Below are 24,291 nucleotides of genomic sequence, written 5' to 3'. Positions count from 1 at the left end.
CTGGCTGTCATGGCACGTATTCCTCTTTTACAGATGACCGGTATCTCCCTCACCTTTGGCGGCGATCCCATCTTTTCAGACCTGGATCTGGTGGTGCAACCTGGCGACCGTGTTGCCCTTGTTGGCCGCAACGGATCGGGAAAATCCACCCTTATGAAGGTGATGGCAGGGCTTGTTGAAGCCGACACCGGCAGCCTAGTGGTGCCGTCTGGCCGCTCGGTCGGCTATATGGAGCAGGACCCGCAGATGGGCGGGTTTGCCACCCTTGGCGAATTTGCCGCCTCGGAACTCGACCCGGGCGAACTCTACAAGGTAGAGCGCGCCGGTGAGGGGCTGAAATTTGATCCCGACCGCCCGGTTGCCACCGCCTCAGGCGGGGAGAAACGCCGGGCAGCCTTGGCCAAGTTGATGGCCGAAGCGCCGGATCTGATGCTGCTGGACGAGCCGACGAACCATTTGGATATCGAGGCCATCACCTGGCTTGAGTCCGAACTGAAATCTACCCGCGCCGCCTATGTACTGATTAGCCACGACCGGGCGTTCTTGCGGGCGCTGACGCGGGCAACGCTGTGGGTTGATCGGGGCCAGGTCCGGCGACAGGAAAAGGGATTTGAAGGCTTTGAGGCCTGGCGCGACAAGATCTGGGAAGAAGAAGATCAGCAGCGGCACAAGCTCAACCGCCTGATCAAGAGCGAAAGCCGCTGGGCCGTTGAAGGCATTTCTGCCCGCCGCAAGCGCAATATGGGCCGTGTTCGTGCCCTGCACGAGCTAAAGGACGAGCGCGCCGGCCAGATCAAACGCCAGGGCGCGGCAGAGCTGGCGCTGGAGGCGGGGCCTAAATCCGGCCGTAAGGTGATCGAAGTCGACGGGTTGAGCAAAGCCTATGGCGACAAACAGATTGTGCAGGATTTTTCCCTGAAGGTTCAGCGCAGTGATCGGGTGGCTTTTGTCGGGCCAAATGGCGCGGGCAAGACCACCCTGCTGAAACTGATGCTGGGGCAGGTGGAACCGGACGCCGGGTCGGTCAAGCTGGGAACCAATCTTGAAATCGCCCTGTTCGATCAGACGCGCGATCAGCTGGACCCCAATGCGACGCTTTGGGAAAATCTCACTTCGGACCCTCTGCTGGGGATTTCCGGCAAGGCCGATCAGGTCATGGTGCGCGGCGTGCCAAAGCATGTGGTCGGCTATCTCAAGGAGTTCCTCTTTGACGAGGCCCAGGCCCGCGCGCCGGTACGTTCGCTTTCGGGCGGTGAAAAGGCGCGTCTCTTGCTGGCGCGTCTGATGGCGCGGCAAAGCAACCTGCTGGTGCTGGATGAACCGACAAACGATCTGGATGTGGAAACGCTGGACCTGCTGCAAGAGCTGCTGGACAGCTACGAGGGCACCGTGCTTTTGGTCAGTCACGACCGTGATTTCCTGGACCGGGTGGCCACCACCACCATCGCCATGGAAGGCGATGGCAAGGTGACCGCCTATGCCGGTGGTTGGAGCGATTATATCAGCCAGCGCGGTGGCCTGCCTGGGGCTGAGAAGGCCGAGAAATCGCAGAAAAACAAAGGACAAAGAGCCAAAGCTAAGGAGGGTGCCGCAGGCAGCGGAGCCAGCGGCAAGGACAAGCTCTCCTTTAAGGAAAAGCACCGCTTAGAGGCCCTGCCAGCAGAGATCGAGCGGTTGGAGCAAGAGATTGCCAAGCTGGAACAGCTAATGGCGGATCCTGCGCTCTTTACCCGCGAGCCGGTGAAATTCAAAAAGGCGACAGAGGCTATGGTGGAACGGCAAGAGAAGCTCGCCGCTGCCGAAGAAGAATGGATGATGCTTGAGGAGAAATCCGAAGGTTGATAGGTAAGGTTGTTAATTAACAATGTGTTAAATTCCAACCTTGATCTTGATTTGCCCTCGGGCGATGGGCAGGCCGACAGTGATTGCCGGGCCTGCCCATTTTGTTTGGGCCAGTTTGTTTCAGCCTCAGCGCATGCGCAGGGCGCCGTCAATGCGGATGACTTCGCCGTTGAGATACCCCATCTCGGTGATAAAGCCGGCCAGGCGGCCATATTCCGCCGGGTCGCCCAGGCGCACGGGGTTGGGCACATCTGCAGCCAGTTGCTGCTGCACCTCTTCGGGCAGGCCTGCCAGCATGGGCGTCATGAAGATACCCGGCGCAATGGTCATGACCCGAATCCCCGAGGACGCCAGGTCACGCGCCATCGGCAGGCACATGCCAACCACGCCTCCCTTGGAGGCCGCGTAGGCCGCTTGGCCCTTTTGCCCATCATAGGCAGCGATAGAGGCGGTGTTGATGATCACCCCACGGGCGCCATCGGCTTCGGGGGGGTTCTTGGCGATCTCGATTGCGGCCAGGCGGGCGACATTGAAGGTGCCAACCAGGTTGATGTCGATTGTGCGTTGATATGCATCCAGCGGATGCGCACCGTCACGGCCAATGGTCTTGATGCCATAGGCGATGCCAGCGCAGTTCACGCAGGCCGAAATGCGCCCCATCTTTTCCACCGCAAAGGCGATGGCGGCAGTAACAGACGCCTCATTGGTGACATCGGTTTCAACAAAATGGCCGCCAATTTCTGCTGCCACGGCTGCGCCGCGTTCGGCGTCGCGATCCAGGATGGTGACCTTGGCGCCGTTTTCAGCAAAATGGCGTGCGGTTGCCTCTCCGAGGCCTGATGCGCCCCCGGTGATGATGGCGCAGGTCTGTGAAAGTTTCATGAGTGCGGGTCCCTTGGTTATCTGAACGTCTGTTCAATAACTACCAGACCTGTTTGCCCTGTCTAGTCCGTCCTCTGTTCGGGGCTTGTTACGGCGCGTCTGATGGTGCGCGCATCCGGGCACGATCCAGCGCCGCGATAGGTCGCAGCAGTCGCCCCATAGGTGGCCAGAGCAGCCAGGTGCCGCCCAGCTGACTCAGCTGCGCCCCTGTGCCCAGCTTGAAACGGGCAAGACCTGGGGCTTCTTCTGTGTTGATCACCCCAAGGTCGAGCTGTTGGCAGCCCTCGCTCGCAAGCCACGCCATGGCTTCCCAGATCAGCAGGTTATGCGCCGAGAGTGTCTTGCCTCGTGCCGTGGCGTGGGCGATGTGGTAGCTGGCGCTGTTGCCATGGCGCAGGATCAAGATGGCGGCGATGGGTGTGCTACCCTCAAAGGCCTGAAACAGCTTTGCCTGCCCCTTGTTTGCTTTGGCATAGGCCAGGGTCAGCGCAGTGGGCCAGCTGCGATAACCGCGCTGTCGCTGCTGCGCGGCATCGGCGGTGAACAGCCAGTGGTTGGGGACATGCGGCATCGTCTGGCGGCGAACCTGTAGCCCAGCGGATTGTGCCCGCGTCAGGCGGTTGCGCCATTTCTGATGCAGGGCCGCATGGCGGATGGCCACGGGCTGTGTCAGGTCGAGCAGCGCCACGGCGGCGGGGCTGATCAGCGGCAGGGCGCCGATCTCGATCAGATTGGGGCAGGGGTGGTCGGGCGACAATATGACCGGGGTGCGGCCCAGACCGTTGTCCCGCAATGTTTGGCGCAGATGCTTGATCTCATCATGGCGCGCACGGTTGATCATTGCGAGTGTAAGGCCGGGGGCAACGCGACGCCTGGTGACCAGCATGTTGCCCTGTTCAGGCAGCCGAAGCGGTGCCTGCCCTGTTGCCAACAGTGCGCGATAAAAGGCATCAGACTGTGCCAAGGGCGCAAGGCCCTTCGGGGGAAGCGGCGCGGGCGTCAGCGTCATATCAGGCAGGGGTTGGTCAAGCATGGTCCCTGTTTACCAATCAGAAACCTAAATCATGGTTAATTCAGGCATGAAAACGTCAAAACCTGTCCTTGGGCGCATTGCCCCGAATCCGCGCGCCACGTTGACCGCCGCTTTTGTGCTGGCAAGCCTGTTGTCGATCCCGGTTTTTGTGGTGCTGACGCTTATTGATCTGTTGCTGTGGTAGCAGCGCTGCGGCGCTGGACGGGCGGCAAGGGGCTGTCAAACACGGCGATAGCCCATAAAAAACGAGGCCAAAGGGCCCCGTTCTATATCTTGTGTTCCGGGATTGTAGATCAATCGACCAGCTGCACTAGTGCGTGGCGCTTTTTGCCAGCGCTCAGCTTGGTTTGGGCGCGCAGGCTGTTGATTTCTACAAAGGGGAAATCCTTGCGTACGGGCGCGTCGTTGATCAGCGCGCCGTTTTCAGAGATCAGCCGTTTGGCATCCTTGCCGGTCTTGGCCAGCTTGGCCTCAACAAAGAGTGCCGGGGCAGAGAGGAACTGACCTTCGCGCTCCAGCGTTGTGCCGTCGATGATGTTCAGATCCCCAAGCTTGAGCGCAAAGCTGGGCAGGTCATCCCCGACGCCGCCCTGTTCAAAGACCTGGCGCGCAGTGGCTTCGGCGGTTTTGGCCGCTTCGGCACCATGCAACAGGGTTGTTACCTCATTGGCCAGGATCACCTTGGCGGCGTTCACCTCTGACCCTTGCAGCGCGCCGAGGCGCTCGCATTCGTCCACCGGCAATTCGGTATAGAGCTTGAGAAAACGGCCCACATCGGCATCGGTAGTGTTGCGCCAGAACTGCCAGAACTCATAAGGAGACAGCATCTCGCCGTTGAGCCAGATCGCGCCACCTTGCGATTTGCCCATCTTGCGACCATCAGAGGTCGTAAGTAGCGGCGAGGTGAGGCCATAGACCTCATGGTCGATCACCCGTCGGGTCAGGTCGATGCCGTTGACGATATTGCCCCACTGATCTGATCCGCCCATCTGCAGGGTGCAGCCATAGCGGCGGTTCAGCTCCATGAAGTCATAGGCCTGCAGGATCATGTAGTTGAATTCCAGGAACGACAGCGACTGTTCGCGGTCGAGGCGGGATTTCACGCTCTCAAATGACAGCATCCGGTTCACCGAGAAATGGCGGCCGATGTCGCGCAGAAACTCGAGGTAGTTCAGGTTGTCGAGCCATTCCGCGTTGTTCAGCATCAGGGCGTCGGTGTCACCGTCACCATAGGTGAGGTAGTTGGCGAATACCTTCTTCATCCCTGCGATATTGGCGTCGATCTGTTCAGGGCCCAGCAGCGGGCGCTCGTCCGAGCGGAACGAGGGGTCGCCCACCTTGGTGGTGCCGCCGCCCATCAGGGTGATCGGTTTGTGACCGGTCTTTTGCAGCCAGCGCAGCATCATGATGTTCAATAGATGCCCGACGTGCAGCGACTGCGCCGTGGCGTCATAACCGATATAGGCAGGCTGAACCCCCTTTAGCAGCGCCTCGTCCAGGCCCTGATAATCGGTGCAGTCGGCCAGATAGCCGCGTTCCATCATGACTGCGATGAAATCCGATTTGGGGTGATAGGTCATAGTATACCTCGGTTTTTGGTTTGCGACGTGGTGTATAAGCCGCAAATCGGTTACATGGAACCTGTTTTACCGACTAATTTCAGGCTGTGTTCAGCGATCCTGCAGGCCGATATGTACAGCAGACGAAACCGTGAGTATTTATCGGTGGTTTCAGGTCTGGCGACGGGGCGTGAACAGGGTAGAATAGCAGGCCGCGACAGCAGGCCATAGGGATGAGGCGCAGGATGAGCAAGGCAATCGCCAAGACGGGTGTGGTGCGCGCAATGGGCGCGATGAGCGGCACCTCGCTGGATGGGGTAGATGTCGCGGTGGTGGAAACCGACGGGTTGTCGATCCACGGCTTTGGCCCCAGCCGCTATCACCCCTATAGCGAGGCCGAGCGCAGTACCCTGCGCGCCGCGCTTGGACTGTGGCACGGGCCCGAGGTCATCGCCGCCACCGGTGTTGTTGACGCCGCGCATGAGGCTGCGCTTGCCGGGTTTGAAGAGGTTGATTTAGTTGGCTTTCATGGTCAGACCCTGGCCCATGCTCCGCGCCTGCAGGGCACCCTGCAGGTGGGCGATGGCTCCCGGCTGGCAGCGGCGCTGAACCTGCCGGTTGTCTGGGATTTTCGCAGCGATGATGTGCGTCTGGGCGGCGAGGGCGCGCCGCTGGCACCGTTTTTCCACTTTGCCTGCGCCAAGTACATCAAGGCCAGCGGTCCGATTTGCTTTCTAAACCTCGGCGGGGTGGGCAATCTGACCTATGTGGACCCCCGCTTTGACAGCCCCGAAGCGGCGGGTGCGCTCTTGGCTTTTGATACCGGGCCAGCCAATGCGCCGATCAATGATCTGATGCAGACTCGTCTGGGGCAGCCCTTTGACAAGGATGGGCGCATTGCCAGCAAGGGCGTGGTCGAAACCGGTGCGCTAGAACTATTCCTGGCAGAGCCTTATTTCACCAAGATGCCGCCTAAGTCATTGGACCGAAATGATTTTGCTGAAATGATTGATCTTGTCGGCGAGCTGAGCGATGCGGATGCCACTGCGACCCTGACGGCCATGTGCGCGGCATCTGTGGCGCAGGGGATGGAGCATTGCCCCGAGCCGCCCTCGGTGGTTCTGGTGACCGGTGGTGGCCGTCATAATCCAGTCCTGATGCAGATGCTTGAGGTCTCGCTTGATTGTCCGGTGAAACAGATCGAAGAGGTCGGGCTGGACGGCGATATGCTTGAGGCGCAGGCCTTTGCCTATCTGGCAGTGAGGGTTGCGCGGGGGCTGGCGACCTCTGCCCCGGGCACAACGGGGGTCAGCGCCTGTGTCGGTGGCGGCGTGGTCAGCATGCCTGACCGCTGAACCACCTGCGCCCGCGCAGGGAGCTTGCAGGGGGCGCAGGGGCAGATCTATCCGCGCGGAATGTCGAAACCCGGCGCGGCAAGCTCAAAACCTTCGAATTGAAAACCGGGCGAGACGGTGCAGCTGACCAAAGTGTAGTCGCCGGTGCTGCGCGCAGCCTGCCAGTGCCCCTCTGGCACGATGAGCTGCGGCTGCCCCTTTGTCAGATCCGGGCTGAGCAGATGATCCTGCGCCGGGCCGGTGTCGTCTGGCGACATGGACAGAACCAGCGGCGCGCCCGCATGGTAGAGCCAGATTTCGGTGGCATCGACCCGGTGCCAATGGCTGGTTTCACCGCCGCGCAGCAGAAAATAGATACAGGTGCCGCTGGCACGTCCCGCATTTTTCGCCACCCAGGTCTGACGGTACCAGCCGCCTTCAGGGTGGGGGGTGAGCTGCAGTTCTGCGATGATTTCATCTGCGGTCATGATGTTCCTCATATTGACACAGGCCGTACATTTGCACTGGCAATTCTGCATTTGCAGCATATCTTTGCGCTATGGTTATGCACATCCCCTTTGACAACACATATGCCCATCTGGGCCCCCTTTTTTACAGCAAGCAATTGCCGGAACCGGTGACCGCGCCGCAGCTGATTGCCTTTAATCAGCCGCTGGCGGATCTGTTGCAGGTGTCTGGCAACAGCGCGCAGGAACAGGCACAGGTCTTTGCTGGCAACCAGATGCCCAGTGGTGCGGATCCGCTGGCCCAGGCCTATGCCGGGCATCAGTTCGGCACTTATAATCCGCAGCTTGGCGATGGCCGGGCTATTCTGCTGGGCGAAGTGTTGGGCCAGGATGGCAAGCGCTATGACATTCAGCTCAAAGGTTCGGGGCGCACGCCCTATTCGCGCCGGGGCGATGGCCGCGCCTGGCTTGGGCCGGTGTTGCGCGAATATGTGATCTCAGAGGCGATGCACGCACTCGGGATCCCAACCACCCGGGCGCTGGCGGCGGTTGCCACCGGCGAAACTGTCTGGCGCGAAGGCGGGATGCCGGGTGCCGTGCTAACCCGCGTGGCCGCGAGCCATCTGCGGGTAGGCACCTTTCAGCTGTTTGCCGCGCGCGGTGAGATCGCAGCGCTGCGCCAGCTGACCGATTATGCCATCAACCGCCACTATCCGCAGGCGCAGGGGCCCATGGGGCTGCTGCGGGCGGTACGCGATGCGCAGGCCAGGTTGATCGCCGCCTGGATGTCGGTGGGCTTTATTCATGGGGTGATGAACACCGACAACAGCAGCATTTCCGGCGAAACGATTGATTATGGCCCCTGCGCTTTTATGGATCACTACCGCGCCGATCAGGTGTTTTCTTCGATCGACCGGATGGGGCGCTATGCCTATTCGAACCAGCCCAGCATTGCGGTGTGGAACCTGGCGCAGCTGGCCACCGCCTTGATTCAGCAGCTGGATGATCCGCAGCAGGCAGTGGATGAGGCCACCGAGATCGTACATGCCATGCCCGCCCTGATTGAGGCCGAGTGGCTGCGCCTGTTCCGCCGTAAAATCGGATTGGAGACTGCGCAGGACGCGGATATGGAGCTGATCTCGGAGCTGTTGGAGCTGTTGGAGCAGGGACAGGCGGATTTCACCAATGTCTTTGCCGCCCTTGGCGACGGCGATGCCCGCGATCAGTTCCTGGCCCCCGAAGCCTTTGATGGCTGGGAACGGCGCTGGCGCCAGCGCTGCGCGCAGGAACAGGATCCAAAGGCGGTGATGCGCGCCGCAAACCCAGTTTATATCCCGCGCAACCACCGGATCGAAGAGATGATCGCAGACGCAGTGGCCGGGGATCTTTCCTTGTTTGAACGGATGCAACAGGTTCTGGCCAATCCATTCACGGTGCAGGCAGATGCAGAAGATCTGCGCCGTCCACCACAGGAGAACGAGGTCGTCGCGGCGACCTTTTGCGGCACCTGATCCGTGGGGCGGTTTTTATTGTACTGACAACAGGAAAGGCGCGCTGCATAGAGCAGCGCGCCTTTTAATTCAGGTCATCGCATTTGGCCTAGGCCTTTACAGGTGGGGCCTATGTGGCCTGACGCCGCTGGCCACCGGGCTTGCCGCCGGAGCGCGCACCGCCACCGCCACCGCCCTGGGATTGGCCGCGTCCGCCGCCACCGCCGCCGCCGCGACGGCGATTGCCACCCCCGGGTTTTCCACCGGGGCGACCACCACGGGACGCACCAGCAGGATCTGGCATCGCCTCCCATGGGGAGCCAGAGGCAGTTGGAATGGTGATTTTCATCACCTTCTGGATTGCCTTCAATTCGTCCATCTCATCGGGGGCGCAGAAAGCCACCGCCTGGCCATCCTTGCCAGCGCGGGCGGTCCGGCCAATCCGGTGCACATAGGCATCTGCCACATTGGGCAGTTCGTAGTTGTAGACATATTTCACGTCAGGAATGTCCAGTCCGCGGGCGGCCACATCAGTGGCAACCAGCACTTTGATCTGGCCGGATTTGAACGCGGCCAAGGCGCGTTCACGCTGCCCCTGGCTTTTGTTGCCATGGATCGCCGCAGCTGAAAAGCCGGATTTCTCCAGTGTCTTCATTAGCTTTTCCATGCCGTGTTTGGTGCGGCCAAAGACCAGCGTGCGCTCATCCTTGTGGTCTGCAAGCAGTTCCTTCAGCAGGCTCAGCTTTTCGGCCTTGGCGATGAAGTGGACCGACTGGGTCACCTTGGCGGCGGGCTTGCCCGGAGGCGTCACCTCGATACGCACGGGGCGCTGCAGGTAGGAATTGGCGATCTCGTTCATCTGCTTGGGCATTGTGGCCGAAAACAGCATGGTCTGGCGCTCGTCTGGCAGCAGCGCCGAGATCTTGCGCAGGGCGTGGATGAAGCCCAGATCCAGCATCTGGTCGGCCTCGTCCAGAACCAGAAAATCGCAGGACCCAAGATCCAGCGCTTTGCGGTCGAGAATGTCGAGCAGGCGGCCAGGGGTGGCCACCAGAATATCGGTGCCGCGTGAAATCCGCTGGATTTGCGGGTTGATCGAGACGCCACCAACCACCAGGCCAATTTTCATTGGGGTGCCTTCGGTCAGCGCTTTGAGGGTGGCGGCGATCTGGTTGGCCAGCTCGCGGGTGGGGGCCAGTACCAGGCCACGCACTGTATGGGCGGCGGGCTTGCGGCCATAGTCCAGCATCCGGGCAATCAGCGGCACGCCAAAGGCGGCGGTCTTGCCGGTGCCGGTCTGGGCCAGACCCAGCACATCTTCGCCGTTCAGTGCATGGGGAATGGCGCGGGCCTGGATTGGCGTTGGATCCTTCAGACCCATTTCAGCCAGTCGAGAAAGTACCTGTTCGGGCAGGCCCATTGTTGAAAATTCAGTCACGTATCGTCCTTTCGCGGCCCGGTGCCATGGCAGAGCCATCGGCATGCGCCGTCTGTGCCAGTCGCAAAAGGCGCTGGCTTTTTGTTGGGGCAAAGCCCTCGAGCGGCAACAGGCGACTGCCCGGCCACTGGGATTTGCGAGTGCCCCACGCGTGATTTTGGGAACCTTGGAACTTCACTAGACAGCGGGTCTGTCGCGCATATTGCGCGTTCGGCTGTCTCTGCTCACGCGGCAGGGAAGTATACCTGCAGCCCACATGGGATGTTCTGACGCCAAAGTCAATGCGATGTCTGAGTGGAATTCCGGTTTTCGTCGGCGCGTTGTTTGGCTACATAGGGAACCCAGATCAGTGGACGAAAGTAATACGTGATGACGATTATTGCGCGATGTGAGGCCAAGGGCCTGCGGATGACCGGTCAGCGCCGGGTGATTGCCCGTGCCTTGCAAGACAGCCCGGATCACCCCGATGTGGAAGAACTCTATGCTCGCGCCAGCGCCCTGGATGCAGGGATTTCCCTTGCAACCGTGTATCGTACCGTCAAACTTTTTGAAGAGGCGGGAATTCTGGATCGGCTGGAATTTGGCGATGGGCGGGCGCGATATGAAGATGCGGATCGTGAACACCATGATCACCTGATCGACATCAACACCGGTGCGGTGATTGAATTCTGCGATCCCGACATCGAGGCGCTGCAGGAAAAAATCGCCGCAAAGCTTGGCTATCGGCTAAAGGGGCACAAGCTGGAGCTCTATGGTGTGCCGATGAAGAAGGACGCGGCACCCGACGAAGAGTAGCCGCAGATTGCTTGGGCGTCTCACTCGGAAAAAATGCCCAGCGTAGAGCCCCCTGTCCCAGAGAGAGTGTGATTTTGCTGTACCTGCCCAGGGTTGCAGGGCTATCGCGCGACGTACATCAATTTATGTGATGCCTTACCCCACAACTTGTTGCGCCCGTTGTCGCAAAGAGGCTTGCAGCCGGGGCTGCTTCGCCGCATCCACGGTTGGGTCGTCGGCGCAATTGCTACAGCGCAAATCCTGGCGACAGACGCGTGCGGGCATTGGGAACAGGGGGCATAGGGGCCATCTAAATCCTGCCCGATTTCAGGAGGACGCCCATGAACAATCTCAATGGAATTCTATTGGTTATCGCCTCGATGGCGGCCTTCACGCTGGAAGATATGTTTATCAAGCGCCTGTCCGGGGATATTCCGGTGGGCCAGATTCTGATGATGCTGGGGGCGGGTTCGGGGGCGGTTTTTGCAGTAGCCGCCATTTATAAGCGCGACAATCTGTTTGCGCCCGCAGCCTGGCGTGGGCCGGCAATCCTGCGCACCCTGGCCGAAGCCATCGGGGCCATGGCCTTTGCCACGGCACTGTCGCTGGTGGATATCTCTACCGTTGCGGCGGTGTTTCAGGCGCTGCCGCTGGTCATCACCATGGGCGCCGCCTTGTTTCTGGGCGAACAGGTGGGCTGGCGCCGCTGGAGCGCGATCTGCGTGGGCTTTGTCGGGGTCTTGTTGATTGTTCGCCCGGGGCTTGCGGGGTTTGACCCTGCTGTCTTCCTGGTGTTGCTTGCGGTTCTGGCCATCGCGGCGCGCGATCTGCTGACACGTCTGGTGGATGTGTCGATTTCCTCTGCGGTAGTCAGCTTTCAGGCCTTTGCCTCGCTGATTGTGGCGGGCGGGCTGTTGCTGCTGTCGACAGGCGCAGACCCGGTGTCGGTGGATGGATCACAGGCGCTGATGATGCTGGGCGGCATCATCTTCGGCGTTGGCGGTTATTATGCGATCGTGATTGCAACCCGCATTGGCGATGCCTCGGCGATCACGCCGTTTCGCTATAGTCGGCTGTTGTTTTCGATCCTTGTCGGGGTGCTTGTTTTTGGCGAACGTCCCGATGCGCTGACGCTTGGTGGTGCGGCGCTGATCATTGCCTCTGGGCTTTACACCTTTGTGCGTGAACGTCGGCTGGCCCGCGAGATGGCACGTGAAATCGCGCTGGCATCTGGCCCGACGGCAGGGGATGGCGTGGCGGTTGTGGCGCGGTAACCGGGGCGGTCTGGCGATGCGGGTGTCAGCCCTGGCCAAACCGGCATCGCTACCGGTGGCGCAAACAGTGAGATGTTAGCCCTAACCTCGTGAATTAAACGCCGTTAGCGGTAACGAGAGCTGTTTACATTTGCCCCCCGGCTGCTATGACGCAGGCATCTTTTGTTACAGTCAGGGACCGTCCAAATGAGCACGATTATCGACATTCACGCCCGCGAAATCCTCGACAGCCGGGGCAACCCCACGGTTGAGGTTGACGTGATCCTTGAAGATGGCACCATGGGCCGCGCCGCAGTGCCATCCGGGGCTTCGACCGGGGCGCATGAGGCGGTTGAACGCCGCGATGGCGACAAGGATCGCTATCTGGGCAAGGGCGTTCTGGAGGCGGTTGCCGCCGTCAATGGTGAGATCGCCGAAGAGTTGGTCGGCTTTGATGCAACCGATCAGGTCGCGCTGGATCTGGCGATGATCGACCTGGACGGCACCCCGAACAAGGCGCGCCTTGGTGCCAATGCTATCCTGGGGGTGTCGATGGCTGTTGCCAAAGCAGCCGCTGATTTCACCACCCAGCCGCTGTTTCGCTATGTGGGCGGTACCTCTGCGCGGGTTCTGCCTGTGCCGATGATGAATATCATCAATGGCGGCGAACACGCAGACAACCCGATCGACATTCAAGAATTCATGATCATGCCTGTGGCTGCAAACAGTATCCGCGAGGCCGTGCGCATGGGCGCAGAGGTGTTCCACACCCTGAAGAAAGAGCTGTCGGCGGCAGGTCTGTCCACCGGGATCGGCGATGAGGGTGGCTTTGCCCCCAATATCGCCTCGACCCGCGAAGCTCTGGATTTCATTCTGAAGTCTATCGAAAAAGCAGGCTACCGTCCGGGCGAGGATATCTATCTGGCGCTCGATTGTGCCGCGACCGAATACTACAAGGATGGAAAATACGTGCTGTCGGGCGAAGACAAGGTGCTGAGCTCGGAAGAAAATGCCGATTACCTTGCAGCGCTGGTTGCCGATTACCCGATCATTTCCATCGAAGACGGCATGTCCGAGGATGACTGGGACGGCTGGAAGCTGCTGACCGACAAGATTGGCGACAAGGTACAGCTGGTGGGTGACGATCTGTTTGTCACCAATCCCGCGCGTCTGGCCGAAGGCATCAAGCGCGGCAGCGCCAATTCGATGCTGGTCAAGGTGAACCAGATTGGCACCCTGACAGAGACCCTGAAGGCGGTGGATATGGCGCATCGTGCGGGATTTACCAATGTGATGTCGCACCGTTCGGGTGAAACCGAAGATGCCACCATTGCCGATCTTGCAGTTGCCACCAACTGTGGTCAGATCAAAACGGGTTCTCTGGCGCGGTCTGACCGGCTGGCGAAATACAACCAGCTGATCCGCATTGAAGAAGTGCTGGGCGAGGTGGCGGAATATGCAGGTCGTTCGATCCTTAAGGGCTAAGGCGTAAAAGTAACGCGCCGCCAAATCAAAGGCCCCGAAAATTCGGGGCCTTTGTCGTTTTCTGCGAATGTCTGATTGCCCGCGCGGCGCGGTGATCAGGGGGGCTACAGTACCTTGGTCATCAGCATATATTGGTCGCGCGGTTCAAACCGGGTGCGCTGGTACAGCCTCTGAGTCTTTTCATCCTGCCGGTCTACCTCCAGGTGCAGCGCCTTGACCCCGGCTGCGCCAAGGGTTTTTGGCAGCTCGATCAGCACCTCGGTGGCAAGGCCACGGCCGCGCACGGCCGGGCGGATGTAGATTTCATCGACAAAGCCATCCATGCCGCCAAATTCCACCGACCAGCCAAAGGTGACGACGATATAGCCAATCGGCGCGCGGGTGGGGCCAATGATATAAACCGCCCCGTAGGGCATGCCCGCCAACAAAGGCACGATGCCTGCCTCGCGCTGCGCGGGGCTGGTGTCCAACCCGGCCTCGGCGTGAAAGGCGGCCACCATGGGTAACAGCTTCTCTTGATCCTCGGGGCGGGCCAGATGCAGTGCGGCGCTCATAGTCTGGCCAGTCTCTGGGTGATCAGCGAAAAGAATCCGTCGGCATCGACATCACCAATGAACAGTGCATTTTGCGGGCGATCCGTCACCCGCCACCAATCGGCCACAGTCATGCCCAGGGTCAGGTCTGACTGGGTTTCGATCTCGACATTGATCTGGCGCCCGTTGAACAGATCGGGCTGGATGAGATAGGCGATCACGCAGGGGTCGTGCAGCGGGCCACCTTCGGAGCCGTATTTTTCCATATCGAACCGTTCAAAGAAGTCGAGCATTTCGGCGGCAAACTGGCCAACCCGACTGTTCAGCGCGAGCAGCGCGTCGATGCGCGGGCGGGTGATCAGCGCCTTATGGGTGACATCCAGTGGCATCATGGTGATTTTCACGCCGGACTTCATCACGATATCAGCGGCTTCCGGGTCAACATAGATGTTGAATTCAGCGGCGGGGGTGATGTTTCCCACCTCAAAATAGGCGCCGCCCATCAGCACGATTTCTTGCACCCGGTCCACGATATCGGGCGCTTCCTGAAAGGCGGCGGCGATATTGGTCAGTGGGCCCAGCGGACACAGAGTGACCGTGCCGGTTGGTTCCTGGCGCAGGCTGTCGATGATGAAGTCAACGCCAGGTTGGGTTTGTAGTGGCATCCTGGGGTCAAACAGTTCAGGCCCATCCAGCCCGGTCTTGCCATGCACCGCTTCGGCGGTGACGAGAGGGCGCGACAGGGGGGCGTCACGGCCGGCAAAGACCTTGACTTCGGGGTGGCCTGCCACCTCGCAGATGATGCGGGCATTGGTTTGGGTGCGCGCCAGCGGCACATTGCCTGCCACGCAGGTGATGCCCAGCAGATCCAGCTCCTCTGGGCTGGCAAGCGCCAGCAGGATCGCGATGGCATCATCCTGGCCCGGATCGGTGTCGATGATGATTTTACGAGGCGATGTGCTGGTCATGAGGGATCTGTCCTGAATTTCAAGCTACCAGCCTTGCAGTCTGGCTGGGGATTGTCCAGTGCAGCGGTTGTCACGTGGAATACGGTATTTCTTCAATCGCTTTCAGGGATTGCAGCACGTTCATCGCGTTTCACCGCATCCCAGAGCAGATCCATTTCAGCCAGATCGCTATCGCCTGGGGTTTTGCCTTTGGCGGCCAGCTTGCTCTCGACGCCTTCAAAGCGGCGGATGAATTTGGCATTGGCTTTGCGAAGCGCGGCCTCGGGTTCGACGCCCAGGTGGCGGCCCAGATTGGCCATGACAAACATCAGATCGCCAAACTCTTCCTCGACCTCAACCTGGCTCAGCTCGGCGCGGGCCTCAGCCAGTTCGGCGCTTTCTTCGGCGATCTTGGCGATGACATCATCAATCACCGGCCAGTCAAAGCCCACACGGGCGGCGCGTTTTTGCAGTTTATAGGCACGCAGCAGAGCCGGTAGCCCCACGGCCACCCCGTCAAGCGTGCCATCCTGCTTCTGCCCGGCGCGCTCGGCTGCCTTGATCGCTTCCCAGTCGGCTGTCTGCTGTTCGGGGCTTTTGTCGCGATTCTCATCGCCAAAAACATGCGGATGTCGCGAGACCATTTTGTTCGACATGGTGGTCACCACATCCTGAAAGCTGAAATGCCCAGCCTCGGCGGCCATCTGGGCGTGAAACACTGATTGGAATAGCAAATCGCCCAGCTCTCCCTTCAGTTCATCCCAGGCCTTGCGCTCGATCGCATCGGCGACCTCATAGGCCTCTTCGATGGTATAGGGCGCAATGGATGCAAAATCCTGCTCGATATCCCAGGGGCAGCCGTGATCGGGGTTGCGAAGGGCTTGCATGATCTCCAGAAGTCGTTCTATTCCAGCGCTTTCGTTGTGGATCAGCGCAGGGTCATAGGGGGGCGGTAGCGGTGTGTCAGGCATTGCGGCGGCTCTTGTTCCAGTGTCTGATGCATCAATCCCGAGTCTCACACAGGAGTCCACCCCATGCCGGTTGTGAACCGCATTGCTGATTACGCGACAGAGATGAAGACATGGCGTCAGCATCTGCACCAGATCCCCGAACTGGCGCTGGATCTGCCCAAAACTGCGGCCTATGTGGCCGAACGCCTGCGCGAGATTGGCGTGGATGAGCTGCACGAGGGCATTGCCACCTCGGGCATGGTGGCCATCATCAATGGCCAGGGGCCGGGGGGGACCATTGGCCTGCGTGCGGATATGGATGCGCTGCCGATCCCGGAAGAAACCAGCGTAGACTATGTTTCGCAACATGCGGGCAACATGCATGCCTGTGGCCATGACGGCCATACAACCATGCTGCTGGGGGCGGCGAAATATCTGGCCGAGACGCGCAATTTTGCCGGCCGGGTGGCGCTGATCTTCCAGCCCGCCGAAGAGGCCATCGGTGGTGCCCGCATCATGGTGGAAGAAGGCATCATGGATCGGTTCGACATTCAGGAGGTCTATGCACTGCACAATGCCCCCGGCCTGCCTGTGGGCACCTTTTTGACCGCGCCCGGCGCACTGATGGCGGCGGTTGATACCTTTCATATCAATATCCAGGGGGTGGGCGGTCATGGCGCGATGCCGCATGAAACCCGTGATCCGGTGATGGCAGCCTGTGGCATTGCCCAGGCGATTCAGACCATCATCAGCCGCAATCATCACACATTGGAAGACCTGGTGGTTTCGGTCACGCAGATCCACACCGGCACGGTGGACAATGTGATCCCCGATACCGCCTATATCAATGGCACGGTGCGCAGCTTTAACCCGGAGGTGCAGAAAATGGTGATGCGCCGGATGGAGGAAATCGTGGCAGGCCAGGCGGCCAGCTATGGCGTCACCGCCGCGCTGGACTATGAACTTGGCTATCCTGCGACCGTCAACCATGCCGATAAGGCCGCCTTTGCCGCTGACGTGGCGGCCGAGATTTCAGGCGCTGAAAACGTCGAACCAGACGGCGAGCGCGAAATGGGTGCCGAAGATTTCTCTTACATGCTGAAGGCCCGTCCCGGCGCCTATCTGTTCCTTGGTCAGGGCGAAGGCGCCGGACTGCACCACCCCAAGTATAATTTCAACGACGACATTGCGCCGGTGGGGGCTTCGTTCTTTGCCCGGCTGGTGGAACGGGCGTTGCCATTGCGCTGATCTACGGAAAAAGGTGACAGGGGCGGAAAAAGCAGCTATTTCCGCCCTATAATATGATCAAATTATGCCTGCCTTTGGGGATCACGCAAGCATCGTGCCTCGTTTCGCACGGATTTGACGCCGGGCAGGCGGCTGCAAGAGGGATAGACCCATGGCACTGGAAGACGCAAAAACGCAGGTGGATCAGGCATTCACACGTGATGATCTCAAGGGGCTCAGCTTTGAGAACAGTTTTGGCGGGGCGCTGTCCTTTCTGCGCCGCAGCTATACCAAAGACCTGACGCATGCTGATATTGCCATCACCGGCGTCCCCTTTGATCAGGCGGTGACCAACCGCCCGGGCACCCGTCTTGGCCCGCGCGCCATCCGCGAGGCCTCTAGCCTGCAACCTTTTGATCCGCCCTATGGCTGGGGCTATGATCCCTTAAGCGAACTGGCGATTGCCGATTATGGCGATCTGGCCTTTGACTATGCAAATGTCGCGGCCTTTCCGGATGCGCTACGTGATCATATTCGCGGCATTCTGGCCACTGATACTGCCTCGGTGACGCTGGGGGGCGATCACTATATCAGCTTTCCGATCCTGCAAGCCTATGCCGAAAAATACGGCCCGCTATCGCTGGTGCAGTTCGATGCCCACCCCGATACCTGGCCGGATGATGATTTTGACCGCGTCGACCACGGCACCATGTTCTACAAGGCGGTGAAATCGGGCATTGTCGATCCGGCCACCTCGGTGCAGGTGGGCATTCGCACCACGGTCGAGGATACGCTTGGGGTCAACATCATTGATGCGCCCACCGTCCACGAGATTGGCCCGGTTGAGACCGCAGCCCGGATCAAGGCGATCGTCGGGGACAAGCCGACCTATCTTAGCTTTGACATCGACGGGCTGGACCCAGCCTATGCCCCCGGCACCGGCACCCCCGTTTGGGGCGGGCTGACCTCGGCCCAGGCGGCGCGCATCTTGCGCGAGATCGCAGGGATCAATATCAAGGGCGGCGACGTGGTGGAGGTTTCGCCTCTATTTGATACCACAGGGGCGACCGCAGTGGCCGGGGCGCATGTGGCAATGGAAATTATCTGCCTTCTGGGCTGGAATATGAGAGAAAATGGCTGAGTTTAATCAACCGATTAGTGGCAATGATCTGGCGCGGTTTTCCGGACCGAGCACCTTTATGCGGCTGCCGCAGGCAACCTCGCTTGATGGCTTGGATGTGGCCTTTCTGGGGGTGCCGATCGATATTGGAACCTCCTGGCGTTCTGGCACCCGTTTTGGCCCGAAACAGATCCGCGCCGAAAGCGCGATGCTGCGCCCCTATAACATGGCGACAGGGGCGGCACCGTTTGACAGCCTGAATGCCGGGGATATCGGCGATCTGGCAATCAATACCTTCTCGCTGAAGGAATCGCTGCGCATCATCGAAGACAGCTACAATGCCATCCTGGCGGGCGGAGTGATCCCGATGGCCATGGGGGGCGATCATTCGATCACCCTGCCGATCCTGCGGGCGATTGCGGCCAAATACGGCCCCGTTGCCCTGGTGCATATCGATGCCCATGCGGATGTGAACGACGATATGTTCGGTGAGCGAGAAACCCATGGTACGGTGTTTCGCCGCGCCTATGAGGAAGGGCTGATTGTCGCGGATAAAACCTATCAGATCGGCATTCGCGGCACTGGCTATGGTGCGAATGATTTCACCGAGGCACAGGGCTGGGGCTTTCAGCATTTCCCGGCACAAGAACTTTGGGGGCGACAACTGCACAATATGGGCGCTGAGATTCGCCGCGATATCGGCAATCGCCCGGTTTATATTTCTTATGATATCGACAGCCTTGATCCGGCCTATGCGCCCGGCACCGGCACACCAGAGATAGGCGGGCTGACCACGCCCCAGGCGCTGGAACTGATCCGCGCCATGAAGGGGCTGAACATTGTCGGCTGCGACCTCGTCGAGGTTTCGCCGCCCTATGATCCCTCGGGGAATACCGCGCTGACTGCGGCGAATTTGCTGTATGAGATGATGTGCGTTCTTCCTGGTGTGAAATCACGCTAAGCTGCTGCGCATGGCCCATCCATTGGGGGGCACATCAGGCAAGGGGGCGGGGCCGCGATGGGTAGGATCATGATACTGGCTTGGGTGTTGTTGGCCGCAGCCGTGGTTATTGTGGGCTTTATCAGGCTGGCCCCGGTTGATCCTTTTGATTGGAACACCCAGCCAGAACTGACCGAAGACAAGGAATTTCGCGGCGGGGTGTTTCGGGTGGTGCGTACGGGGCCGGATGGGCTGCGCCAGTTTGATCGAATTGCCTCGGGCGCGGCGCGCACCAATCTGCTGTCCGGATCGGTCGAGGACGGGCAGGCGACCTATGTGACCCGTACCAAGGTCATCGGCTTTCCCGATTATACCACGGCACGCCAGGATGGCGATCTGCTCAAGGTCTATGCCCGGCTGCGGTTTGGCCGTTCTGATCTTGGCGTCAACAAGGCGCGGATTGACGCCTGGCTGTCCTTGATGCCCAAGCTTGCAGACTAGAGCCTGTCGCATTTATTTGCAGTCACGCCGCTGGGCCTACGCGTCTGATTTCGCATATTCTTGCCGCATAAAACCTGGTGGCCACGCTGGCTGGCACCATGCTTTGGCTTGTTGCCAGCCGGGGGCTGGGCCTTGATCCGGCGGTGGTTTCAGCCTGTTCGCGGCGCGCGCCGCCTAGTTGCCCGGTTGTCGCAGCCGTTATGCTACAGGGCGGGCAGCGCCCCACGCGGAGCAGTGTGTTGCACTGCGGTTTTGCGTGCAGAACCCGACAGGCTCGCCGAGAGGCAGTTCGCCTGCACCTCGCGCCACATCGGCACGTTTAGCGACATCTGGCACTGGGCCATGAATCGGCGCCCATCTACGTTCAGGCAACGTAGTTCGCCCAGCTCAACCCTGGCGCCGCTTTTGTCGGTACAGTAGCAATCAATAACCGTGCCGCCTGGCCCCTGAACATCCGCAAACGCGGGGAGGGCAAGGCAGGTGAACAGGAATGCGATAAGGGCACTGGCATGTTGCATGCGGCTAGCATATCACAGAAGAGATCTTTATGCCAAAGCGGCAGGACGATACCCCAAAGAGGATGAGACACGGATGATCCCCGAAGAGCGGCTAGAGCAGATCCTGCAACGGTTTCAGTATCTTGAAGCCGCTATGGCAGAGGGGGCAAGCGGTGCCGAGATCGCCAACCTGGCGCGGGAGTATTCCGAGATCAAGCCAGTGGCCGAACAGATCACCGCCTATCGCCAGTTGCTGACAGATCTGGACGACGCCAAAGCAATGCTGGCGGATCCGGATATGAAGGAACTGGCGGAAGAAGAAATCCCCAGCCTGCAGGCGGCACTGCCCGAGGCAGAGCAGGCGCTGCAGCTGGCGCTCTTGCCCAAGGATGAAGCCGATACCCGCCCGGCCATGCTGGAAATTCGCCCCGGCACCGGTGGCGACGAGGCCGCGCTTTTTGCCGGTGATTTGCTGCGGATGTACCAGCGCTACGCCGAGGCGCGCGGCTGGAAGTTCGATATTATCGAAGAACAGGCCACCGAACTGGGCGGCATCAAGGAAGTGGTGGCCCATATCAAAGGCGAAAACGTCTTTGCCCGGATGAAATACGAAAGCGGCGTCCACCGGGTGCAGCGGGTGCCCGTCACCGAAAGCGGTGGCCGGATTCACACCTCGGCGGCCACCGTGGCGGTGCTGCCCGAAGCCCAGGAGGTCGATGTGATGATCGACCCTGGTGACATTCGTATTGATACCATGCGCGCCTCTGGCTCGGGGGGGCAGCACGTCAATACCACCGATTCTGCGGTGCGTATCACCCATATTCCCACCGGCGTCATGGTGGTGAGCGCCGAGAAATCGCAGCATCGAAACCGCGAGATTGCGATGCAGGTTCTGCGCGCTCGGCTTTATGATCTGGAGCGCCAGCGCATTGATGGCGAACGATCCGCTGATCGCGCCAGCCAGGTCGGTTCGGGGGATCGGTCGGAACGGATCCGCACCTATAACTTCCCCCAGGGGCGGATGTCTGACCATCGGATCAACCTTACCCTTTATAAGCTGGATCAAATCCTTCAGGGGGATCTTGATGAAATTATCGACGCGCTGACGGCAGACAATCAGGCGCGGCTCTTGGCTGAGATGGGGCAGTGATGGAAGGCACCGCTGCCCAGGCCATGGCCGCTGCGGCGGCGCGGCTACGGGCCGCAGGGGTAGAGGATCCGGCGCGCGATGCCCGTATTCTGCTAGCGCATGCCGCCCGCATAGAGGCCAGCCGCGTCACCCTGATCGCGCCAGAGGAACTTTCCCCCGAGGTGGCCGACCGCTACGAGCAACTGATAGCGCTGCGCGCGGTTCGGGTGCCGGTGTCGCATCTGATTGGCGAGCGTGAATTTTATGGCCGCCGTTTCAAAGTTTCCAAAGATGTGCTGGATCCGCGCCCGGAAACTGAAACCCTGATCGAGGTGGCCCTGTCGCAGCCGTTTGAACGGGTGCTGGATCTTGGCCTTGGCTCTGGCTGCATTCTGGTGACGCTGCTGGCGGAAAATCCGCGCGCGTCGGGGCTGGGTGTGGATCTGAGCGAGGCCGCCTGTCTGCAGGCCAGCGCCAATGCGGTGCTGCACCGGGTGGAGGCCCGCATTGATATCCAGCAGTCGGACTGGTTTGCCAATGTCAGTGGTGAATTCGATCTGATCACTGCTAACCCGCCCTATATTGCCCTGGACGAAATGGCAGGCCTGTCGCCCGAGGTGCGCGGCCATGAGCCCGATATGGCGTTGACCGATGGCGGCGATGGTTTGGGCGCATATCGCGCAATCGCTGCCAGGGTGATGGCGCATCTGCGCCCAGGCGGGCGGCTCTGCCTTGAAATTGGCCCCACTCAGGGCCAAGCAGTGGTGAAATTGCTGCAAGACGCGGGCCTGGTCGATCTGCGCATCCTGCCGGATCTGGATGGGCGCGACCGCGTTGTTACCGGCCAAAGGCAGGCCTAAAGTGGCATTTTGTTGCGAAAATTTCTATTTTTGAAAGAAAATGTGGGAAATATGAGGTGCGCCCCTTGTCTGGGGCGGTAGAAAGTGGTTACTCAAAGTGTCGCTCAATAACGGCGAGGTTTCTCTACCTCCCAGCGACACCAAGCCCAAAATAGTCGATCATCCGGCGCCGGGATGCGCTGCATTGGATCCATGACACATGAAATTAAGGCTGACGTTAGGCATATGAGATCGTCAAAATCACGTTCGCGTTCCAAGTCGAACCGGAACCGCCCCAATGGGGTCAATGTTGTAAATCGGGTCTTCGATAGCTCCGGCCCAGAGGGCAAGGTGCGCGGGACCCCGCAACAAATAATCGATAAATACAATCAGTTGACTCGCGATGCGCAGCTCAGCAATGACCGGGTGGCGGCTGAAAACTTTCAGCAACACGCGGAACATTACCTGCGGTTGTTGAACGAAGCGCAGCGCGAAATCGATGCGCGGCGTGAAGATCAGGAACGGCAAAACCGCGAGCGCCAGGCAGAGCGGGATCGCGAACGCGCAGAGCGTCTTGAACGGCAGGAGCGCGAAGCCTCTGCCAATCAGCAACAACAGCAGCAACCTGCCGCAGCCCCCCGCCGGGAGGCTGGTGACTCCGCCAATGCGGATCCGGCCAACGCGCCGCAGCCCGAGGTCCTGGACCCGCGCGACGCCGCACGGGCGCCGGTCGATAACGGCGTCGATGCTTCGGCACAGGAGAGCGGCCTAGTTGAAACCCCCGAAAGCCAGGGCCAGCATGGTCAGGGCCAGCAGGGGCAAGAGCCAGCGGGCGCCGGGAAAAAACCGGCCAGCCGCAAACCGCGCAGCCGCAAACCTGCCCCCAAACAGGGTGCAAGCGGCGAGGGGGACGATCAGGCGTCTTCTGCGGAGGAGGTCAAGGAAGCCAAGCCCAAACGCGCGCCACGTGCGCGGGCAAAGCCCAAGGCCAAGCCTGAGGATGCACCGGAAGCGGCTGAATAAGGCCTCTTCTGTTTTGCTGATCTATTTGAACAGCCCAACAAAAAACCGGCGTCCTTTCGGGCACCGGTTTTTTTGTGTCTGATGATTTGCTAGTCGCGATCGTGTCCGGATCAGCTGCGGTGCCTGATCGGGGGGCTAGTCCAGCGGCTTGATGCTGCGGGCGAGGGCGCAGAATTGCTCTAGGCTGACCTGTTCGGCGCGCTCAGTCGGGGCGATACCTGCTGCGCGCAGGTGGTCCTCGATGCCGGGGGCGACGCTTTTGAGGCTGGCACGCAGCATCTTGCGCCGCTGATTAAAGCCTGCAGCAATCACCCGCGACAGGGTTGCGGCATCAGCTGGAAAGCGCGGTTCGGCCAGCGCGGTCAGATGCACCACGGCGCTATGCACTTTGGGTGGCGGGCTAAAGGCTTCGGGGGGCAGCGCCAGAACGATACGCGCATCAGCGCGCCACTGTGCCAGGAGCGCCAGGCGGCCATAGGCCTTGGTACCGGGCTGGGCAACGATACGTTCGGCCACTTCGCGTTGAAACATCAAGGTCAGGCTTTGCCAGAAGGGCGGCCAGTCCTTGGGGGTGAGCCAGCGCACCAGAAGTTCGGTGCCGACATTGTAGGGCAGATTGGCAGCAACCCGCACCGGAGGCGTCAGATGTCGCAGCGGGTCGATCTCTAGCGCGTCGCCATTGATCAGCTCCAACCGGCCGGGATAGGCCGCAGCGATTTCGGCAAGCGCCGGCATGCAGCGGCTATCCTTTTCCACTGCCAGCACCCGCCGCGCTCCTTCGGCCAATAGCCCCCGTGTCAGCCCGCCGGGGCCGGGACCGATTTCCAGCACGTCGCAGCCGCTCAAATCGCCAGCCTGACGCGCGATCTTGGCGGTGAGGTTGAGATCCAGCAAAAAGTTCTGCCCCAGCGACTTGCGCGCCAGAAGCTGATGGGTGTCGATGACCTCGCGCAGCGGAGGCAGGCTGTCGATTGCACTCATATCAATATGTCCAGGGCGCGCGACCTTGCGGGGCGCCAGTCAAAGAG

At 60.4% G+C, this 24,291-nt stretch carries 24 protein-coding genes; 14 read left to right on the top strand and 10 right to left on the bottom strand.

From position 1 onward, the window contains the following. Positions 1-9 precede the first annotated feature (9 nt). Positions 10-1,842, top strand: coding sequence for an ABC-F family ATP-binding cassette domain-containing protein (locus P2081_RS05465; RefSeq protein ID WP_438826527.1), 1,833 nt, complete (start codon positions 10-12; stop codon positions 1,840-1,842). A 126-nt stretch (positions 1,843-1,968) separates the two neighbouring features. On the opposite strand, the gene P2081_RS05460 is transcribed toward P2081_RS05465, so the two are convergent. Both P2081_RS05460 and P2081_RS05455 read right to left on the bottom strand, forming a co-directional pair. Then, positions 1,969-2,724, bottom strand: a complete 756-nt coding sequence (locus P2081_RS05460) for an SDR family NAD(P)-dependent oxidoreductase (RefSeq protein ID WP_278921855.1) — start codon at positions 2,722-2,724, stop codon at positions 1,969-1,971. Positions 2,725-2,812: 88 nt separating this feature from the next. Beyond that, complete coding sequence (locus tag P2081_RS05455; RefSeq protein ID WP_313790327.1) at positions 2,813-3,757, bottom strand: GNAT family N-acetyltransferase; 945 nt, start codon at positions 3,755-3,757, stop codon at positions 2,813-2,815. A 46-nt stretch (positions 3,758-3,803) separates the two neighbouring features. On the opposite strand from P2081_RS05455, the gene P2081_RS05450 reads away from it, so the two are divergent. After that, the gene (locus tag P2081_RS05450; protein ID WP_278921854.1) at positions 3,804-3,941 is read left to right on the top strand and encodes a hypothetical protein; all 138 of its coding nucleotides are present in this window, start codon (positions 3,804-3,806) and stop codon (positions 3,939-3,941) included. 109 nt (positions 3,942-4,050) lie between these two features. Here the strand turns inward: P2081_RS05450 and tyrS are convergent, their stop codons facing one another. Then, the gene (tyrS, locus tag P2081_RS05445; RefSeq protein ID WP_278921853.1) at positions 4,051-5,337 is read right to left on the bottom strand and encodes a tyrosine--tRNA ligase; all 1,287 of its coding nucleotides are present in this window, start codon (positions 5,335-5,337) and stop codon (positions 4,051-4,053) included. 224 nt (positions 5,338-5,561) lie between these two features. Here tyrS and P2081_RS05440 point away from each other — a divergent pair, with 224 nt between their 5' ends. Then, the gene (locus P2081_RS05440; protein WP_278921852.1) at positions 5,562-6,671 is read left to right on the top strand and encodes an anhydro-N-acetylmuramic acid kinase; all 1,110 of its coding nucleotides are present in this window, start codon (positions 5,562-5,564) and stop codon (positions 6,669-6,671) included. A 47-nt stretch (positions 6,672-6,718) separates the two neighbouring features. Here the strand turns inward: P2081_RS05440 and P2081_RS05435 are convergent, their stop codons facing one another. Continuing rightward, positions 6,719-7,138 carry a cupin domain-containing protein gene (locus tag P2081_RS05435; protein WP_278921851.1) on the bottom strand — a complete coding sequence of 140 codons (420 nt, stop codon included), beginning with the start codon at positions 7,136-7,138 and terminating at the stop codon, positions 6,719-6,721. A 71-nt stretch (positions 7,139-7,209) separates the two neighbouring features. Between P2081_RS05435 and P2081_RS05430 the strand changes: the two genes are divergently transcribed. Further along, entirely contained in the window at positions 7,210-8,628 is a 1,419-nt protein-coding gene (locus tag P2081_RS05430; RefSeq protein WP_278921850.1) for a protein adenylyltransferase SelO, read from the top strand. A gap of 109 nt (positions 8,629-8,737) precedes the next feature. On the opposite strand, the gene P2081_RS05425 is transcribed toward P2081_RS05430, so the two are convergent. Then, complete coding sequence (locus P2081_RS05425; protein ID WP_278921849.1) at positions 8,738-10,045, bottom strand: DEAD/DEAH box helicase; 1,308 nt, start codon at positions 10,043-10,045, stop codon at positions 8,738-8,740. A gap of 369 nt (positions 10,046-10,414) precedes the next feature. Between P2081_RS05425 and P2081_RS05420 the strand changes: the two genes are divergently transcribed. The 3 genes from P2081_RS05420 (at position 10,415) to eno (ending at position 13,557) form a co-directional block, all read left to right on the top strand. Continuing rightward, a complete protein-coding gene (locus P2081_RS05420; protein ID WP_278921848.1) occupies positions 10,415-10,840 on the top strand; it encodes a Fur family transcriptional regulator in 426 nt (141 codons plus the stop codon). Between the two features lie 320 nt (positions 10,841-11,160). Beyond that, on the top strand, positions 11,161-12,093 hold the full coding sequence (locus tag P2081_RS05415) for a DMT family transporter (RefSeq protein WP_278921847.1): 933 nt from the start codon (positions 11,161-11,163) through the stop codon (positions 12,091-12,093). Between the two features lie 186 nt (positions 12,094-12,279). After that, on the top strand, positions 12,280-13,557 hold the full coding sequence (gene eno, locus P2081_RS05410; protein ID WP_278921846.1) for a phosphopyruvate hydratase: 1,278 nt from the start codon (positions 12,280-12,282) through the stop codon (positions 13,555-13,557). Positions 13,558-13,661: 104 nt separating this feature from the next. Here the strand turns inward: eno and P2081_RS05405 are convergent, their stop codons facing one another. The 3 genes from P2081_RS05405 to mazG all read right to left on the bottom strand — a co-directional run bounded on the left by P2081_RS05405 (position 13,662) and on the right by mazG (position 16,008). After that, the gene (locus P2081_RS05405) at positions 13,662-14,111 is read right to left on the bottom strand and encodes a GNAT family N-acetyltransferase (RefSeq protein WP_278921845.1); all 450 of its coding nucleotides are present in this window, start codon (positions 14,109-14,111) and stop codon (positions 13,662-13,664) included. Further along, positions 14,108-15,058: a nucleoside hydrolase gene (locus P2081_RS05400; RefSeq protein WP_278921844.1), complete on the bottom strand. Its 951-nt coding sequence runs from the start codon at positions 15,056-15,058 to the stop codon at positions 14,108-14,110. Before P2081_RS05400 ends, P2081_RS05405 begins: the two co-directional genes overlap by 4 nt. Before the next feature lie 92 nt (positions 15,059-15,150). Then, on the bottom strand, positions 15,151-16,008 hold the full coding sequence (mazG, locus tag P2081_RS05395) for a nucleoside triphosphate pyrophosphohydrolase (RefSeq protein ID WP_278921843.1): 858 nt from the start codon (positions 16,006-16,008) through the stop codon (positions 15,151-15,153). Positions 16,009-16,071: 63 nt separating this feature from the next. On the opposite strand from mazG, the gene P2081_RS05390 reads away from it, so the two are divergent. The 4 genes from P2081_RS05390 (at position 16,072) to P2081_RS05375 (ending at position 19,775) form a co-directional block, all read left to right on the top strand. Continuing rightward, a complete protein-coding gene (locus P2081_RS05390) occupies positions 16,072-17,235 on the top strand; it encodes a M20 aminoacylase family protein (RefSeq protein WP_278921842.1) in 1,164 nt (387 codons plus the stop codon). A 151-nt stretch (positions 17,236-17,386) separates the two neighbouring features. Beyond that, positions 17,387-18,355, top strand: coding sequence for an agmatinase (gene speB / locus P2081_RS05385; RefSeq protein ID WP_278921841.1), 969 nt, complete (start codon positions 17,387-17,389; stop codon positions 18,353-18,355). After that, positions 18,348-19,295, top strand: a complete 948-nt coding sequence (speB, locus tag P2081_RS05380) for an agmatinase (protein ID WP_278921840.1) — start codon at positions 18,348-18,350, stop codon at positions 19,293-19,295. Before speB (P2081_RS05385) ends, speB (P2081_RS05380) begins: the two co-directional genes overlap by 8 nt. A 57-nt stretch (positions 19,296-19,352) precedes the next feature. Beyond that, a complete protein-coding gene (locus tag P2081_RS05375) occupies positions 19,353-19,775 on the top strand; it encodes a DUF1499 domain-containing protein (protein WP_232400858.1) in 423 nt (140 codons plus the stop codon). Positions 19,776-19,978: 203 nt separating this feature from the next. Here the strand turns inward: P2081_RS05375 and P2081_RS05370 are convergent, their stop codons facing one another. Continuing rightward, on the bottom strand, positions 19,979-20,293 hold the full coding sequence (locus tag P2081_RS05370) for a hypothetical protein (protein WP_278921839.1): 315 nt from the start codon (positions 20,291-20,293) through the stop codon (positions 19,979-19,981). A 73-nt stretch (positions 20,294-20,366) separates the two neighbouring features. On the opposite strand from P2081_RS05370, the gene prfA reads away from it, so the two are divergent. From prfA to P2081_RS05355, 3 genes are all read left to right on the top strand, one after another. Beyond that, positions 20,367-21,422, top strand: coding sequence for a peptide chain release factor 1 (gene prfA / locus P2081_RS05365; protein ID WP_278921838.1), 1,056 nt, complete (start codon positions 20,367-20,369; stop codon positions 21,420-21,422). Next, positions 21,422-22,261, top strand: coding sequence for a peptide chain release factor N(5)-glutamine methyltransferase (gene prmC, locus P2081_RS05360; protein ID WP_278921837.1), 840 nt, complete (start codon positions 21,422-21,424; stop codon positions 22,259-22,261). The genes prfA and prmC overlap by 1 nt, the downstream gene beginning before the upstream one ends. A gap of 225 nt (positions 22,262-22,486) precedes the next feature. Continuing rightward, positions 22,487-23,263 carry a DUF4167 domain-containing protein gene (locus tag P2081_RS05355; protein WP_278921956.1) on the top strand — a complete coding sequence of 259 codons (777 nt, stop codon included), beginning with the start codon at positions 22,487-22,489 and terminating at the stop codon, positions 23,261-23,263. Positions 23,264-23,398: 135 nt separating this feature from the next. Here the strand turns inward: P2081_RS05355 and rsmA are convergent, their stop codons facing one another. After that, entirely contained in the window at positions 23,399-24,244 is an 846-nt protein-coding gene (rsmA, locus tag P2081_RS05350) for a 16S rRNA (adenine(1518)-N(6)/adenine(1519)-N(6))-dimethyltransferase RsmA (RefSeq protein WP_278921836.1), read from the bottom strand. Between the last annotated feature and the right edge of the window lie 47 nt (positions 24,245-24,291).

Origin of the sequence: Pseudophaeobacter profundi (genome assembly GCF_029697505.1) — a bacterium.
Taxonomy (GTDB): Bacteria; Pseudomonadota; Alphaproteobacteria; order Rhodobacterales; family Rhodobacteraceae; genus Pseudophaeobacter; species Pseudophaeobacter profundi.
Note: the sequence above shows the minus strand (reverse complement) of the source record. Positions and strands in the feature narration are given on the sequence as shown.

Bases quoted from the DNA above. Each gene is read 5' to 3' on its own strand.
- P2081_RS05465 (WP_438826527.1), top strand. From the start codon at position 10: ATGGCACGTATTCCTCTTTTACAGATGACCGGTATCTCCCTCACCTTT.
- P2081_RS05460 (WP_278921855.1), bottom strand. From the start codon at position 2,724: ATGAAACTTTCACAGACCTGCGCCATCATCACCGGGGGCGCATCAGGC.
- P2081_RS05455 (WP_313790327.1), bottom strand. From the start codon at position 3,757: ATGCTTGACCAACCCCTGCCTGATATGACGCTGACGCCCGCGCCGCTT.
- P2081_RS05450 (WP_278921854.1), top strand. From the start codon at position 3,804: ATGAAAACGTCAAAACCTGTCCTTGGGCGCATTGCCCCGAATCCGCGC.
- tyrS (WP_278921853.1), bottom strand. From the start codon at position 5,337: ATGACCTATCACCCCAAATCGGATTTCATCGCAGTCATGATGGAACGC.
- P2081_RS05440 (WP_278921852.1), top strand. From the start codon at position 5,562: ATGAGCAAGGCAATCGCCAAGACGGGTGTGGTGCGCGCAATGGGCGCG.
- P2081_RS05435 (WP_278921851.1), bottom strand. From the start codon at position 7,138: ATGACCGCAGATGAAATCATCGCAGAACTGCAGCTCACCCCCCACCCT.
- P2081_RS05430 (WP_278921850.1), top strand. From the start codon at position 7,210: ATGGTTATGCACATCCCCTTTGACAACACATATGCCCATCTGGGCCCC.
- P2081_RS05420 (WP_278921848.1), top strand. From the start codon at position 10,415: ATGACGATTATTGCGCGATGTGAGGCCAAGGGCCTGCGGATGACCGGT.
- P2081_RS05415 (WP_278921847.1), top strand. From the start codon at position 11,161: ATGAACAATCTCAATGGAATTCTATTGGTTATCGCCTCGATGGCGGCC.
- eno (WP_278921846.1), top strand. From the start codon at position 12,280: ATGAGCACGATTATCGACATTCACGCCCGCGAAATCCTCGACAGCCGG.
- P2081_RS05405 (WP_278921845.1), bottom strand. From the start codon at position 14,111: ATGAGCGCCGCACTGCATCTGGCCCGCCCCGAGGATCAAGAGAAGCTG.
- P2081_RS05400 (WP_278921844.1), bottom strand. From the start codon at position 15,058: ATGACCAGCACATCGCCTCGTAAAATCATCATCGACACCGATCCGGGC.
- mazG (WP_278921843.1), bottom strand. From the start codon at position 16,008: ATGCCTGACACACCGCTACCGCCCCCCTATGACCCTGCGCTGATCCAC.
- P2081_RS05390 (WP_278921842.1), top strand. From the start codon at position 16,072: ATGCCGGTTGTGAACCGCATTGCTGATTACGCGACAGAGATGAAGACA.
- speB (WP_278921841.1), top strand. From the start codon at position 17,387: ATGGCACTGGAAGACGCAAAAACGCAGGTGGATCAGGCATTCACACGT.
- speB (WP_278921840.1), top strand. From the start codon at position 18,348: ATGGCTGAGTTTAATCAACCGATTAGTGGCAATGATCTGGCGCGGTTT.
- P2081_RS05375 (WP_232400858.1), top strand. From the start codon at position 19,353: ATGGGTAGGATCATGATACTGGCTTGGGTGTTGTTGGCCGCAGCCGTG.
- P2081_RS05370 (WP_278921839.1), bottom strand. From the start codon at position 20,293: ATGCAACATGCCAGTGCCCTTATCGCATTCCTGTTCACCTGCCTTGCC.
- prfA (WP_278921838.1), top strand. From the start codon at position 20,367: ATGATCCCCGAAGAGCGGCTAGAGCAGATCCTGCAACGGTTTCAGTAT.
- prmC (WP_278921837.1), top strand. From the start codon at position 21,422: ATGGAAGGCACCGCTGCCCAGGCCATGGCCGCTGCGGCGGCGCGGCTA.
- P2081_RS05355 (WP_278921956.1), top strand. From the start codon at position 22,487: ATGAGATCGTCAAAATCACGTTCGCGTTCCAAGTCGAACCGGAACCGC.
- rsmA (WP_278921836.1), bottom strand. From the start codon at position 24,244: ATGAGTGCAATCGACAGCCTGCCTCCGCTGCGCGAGGTCATCGACACC.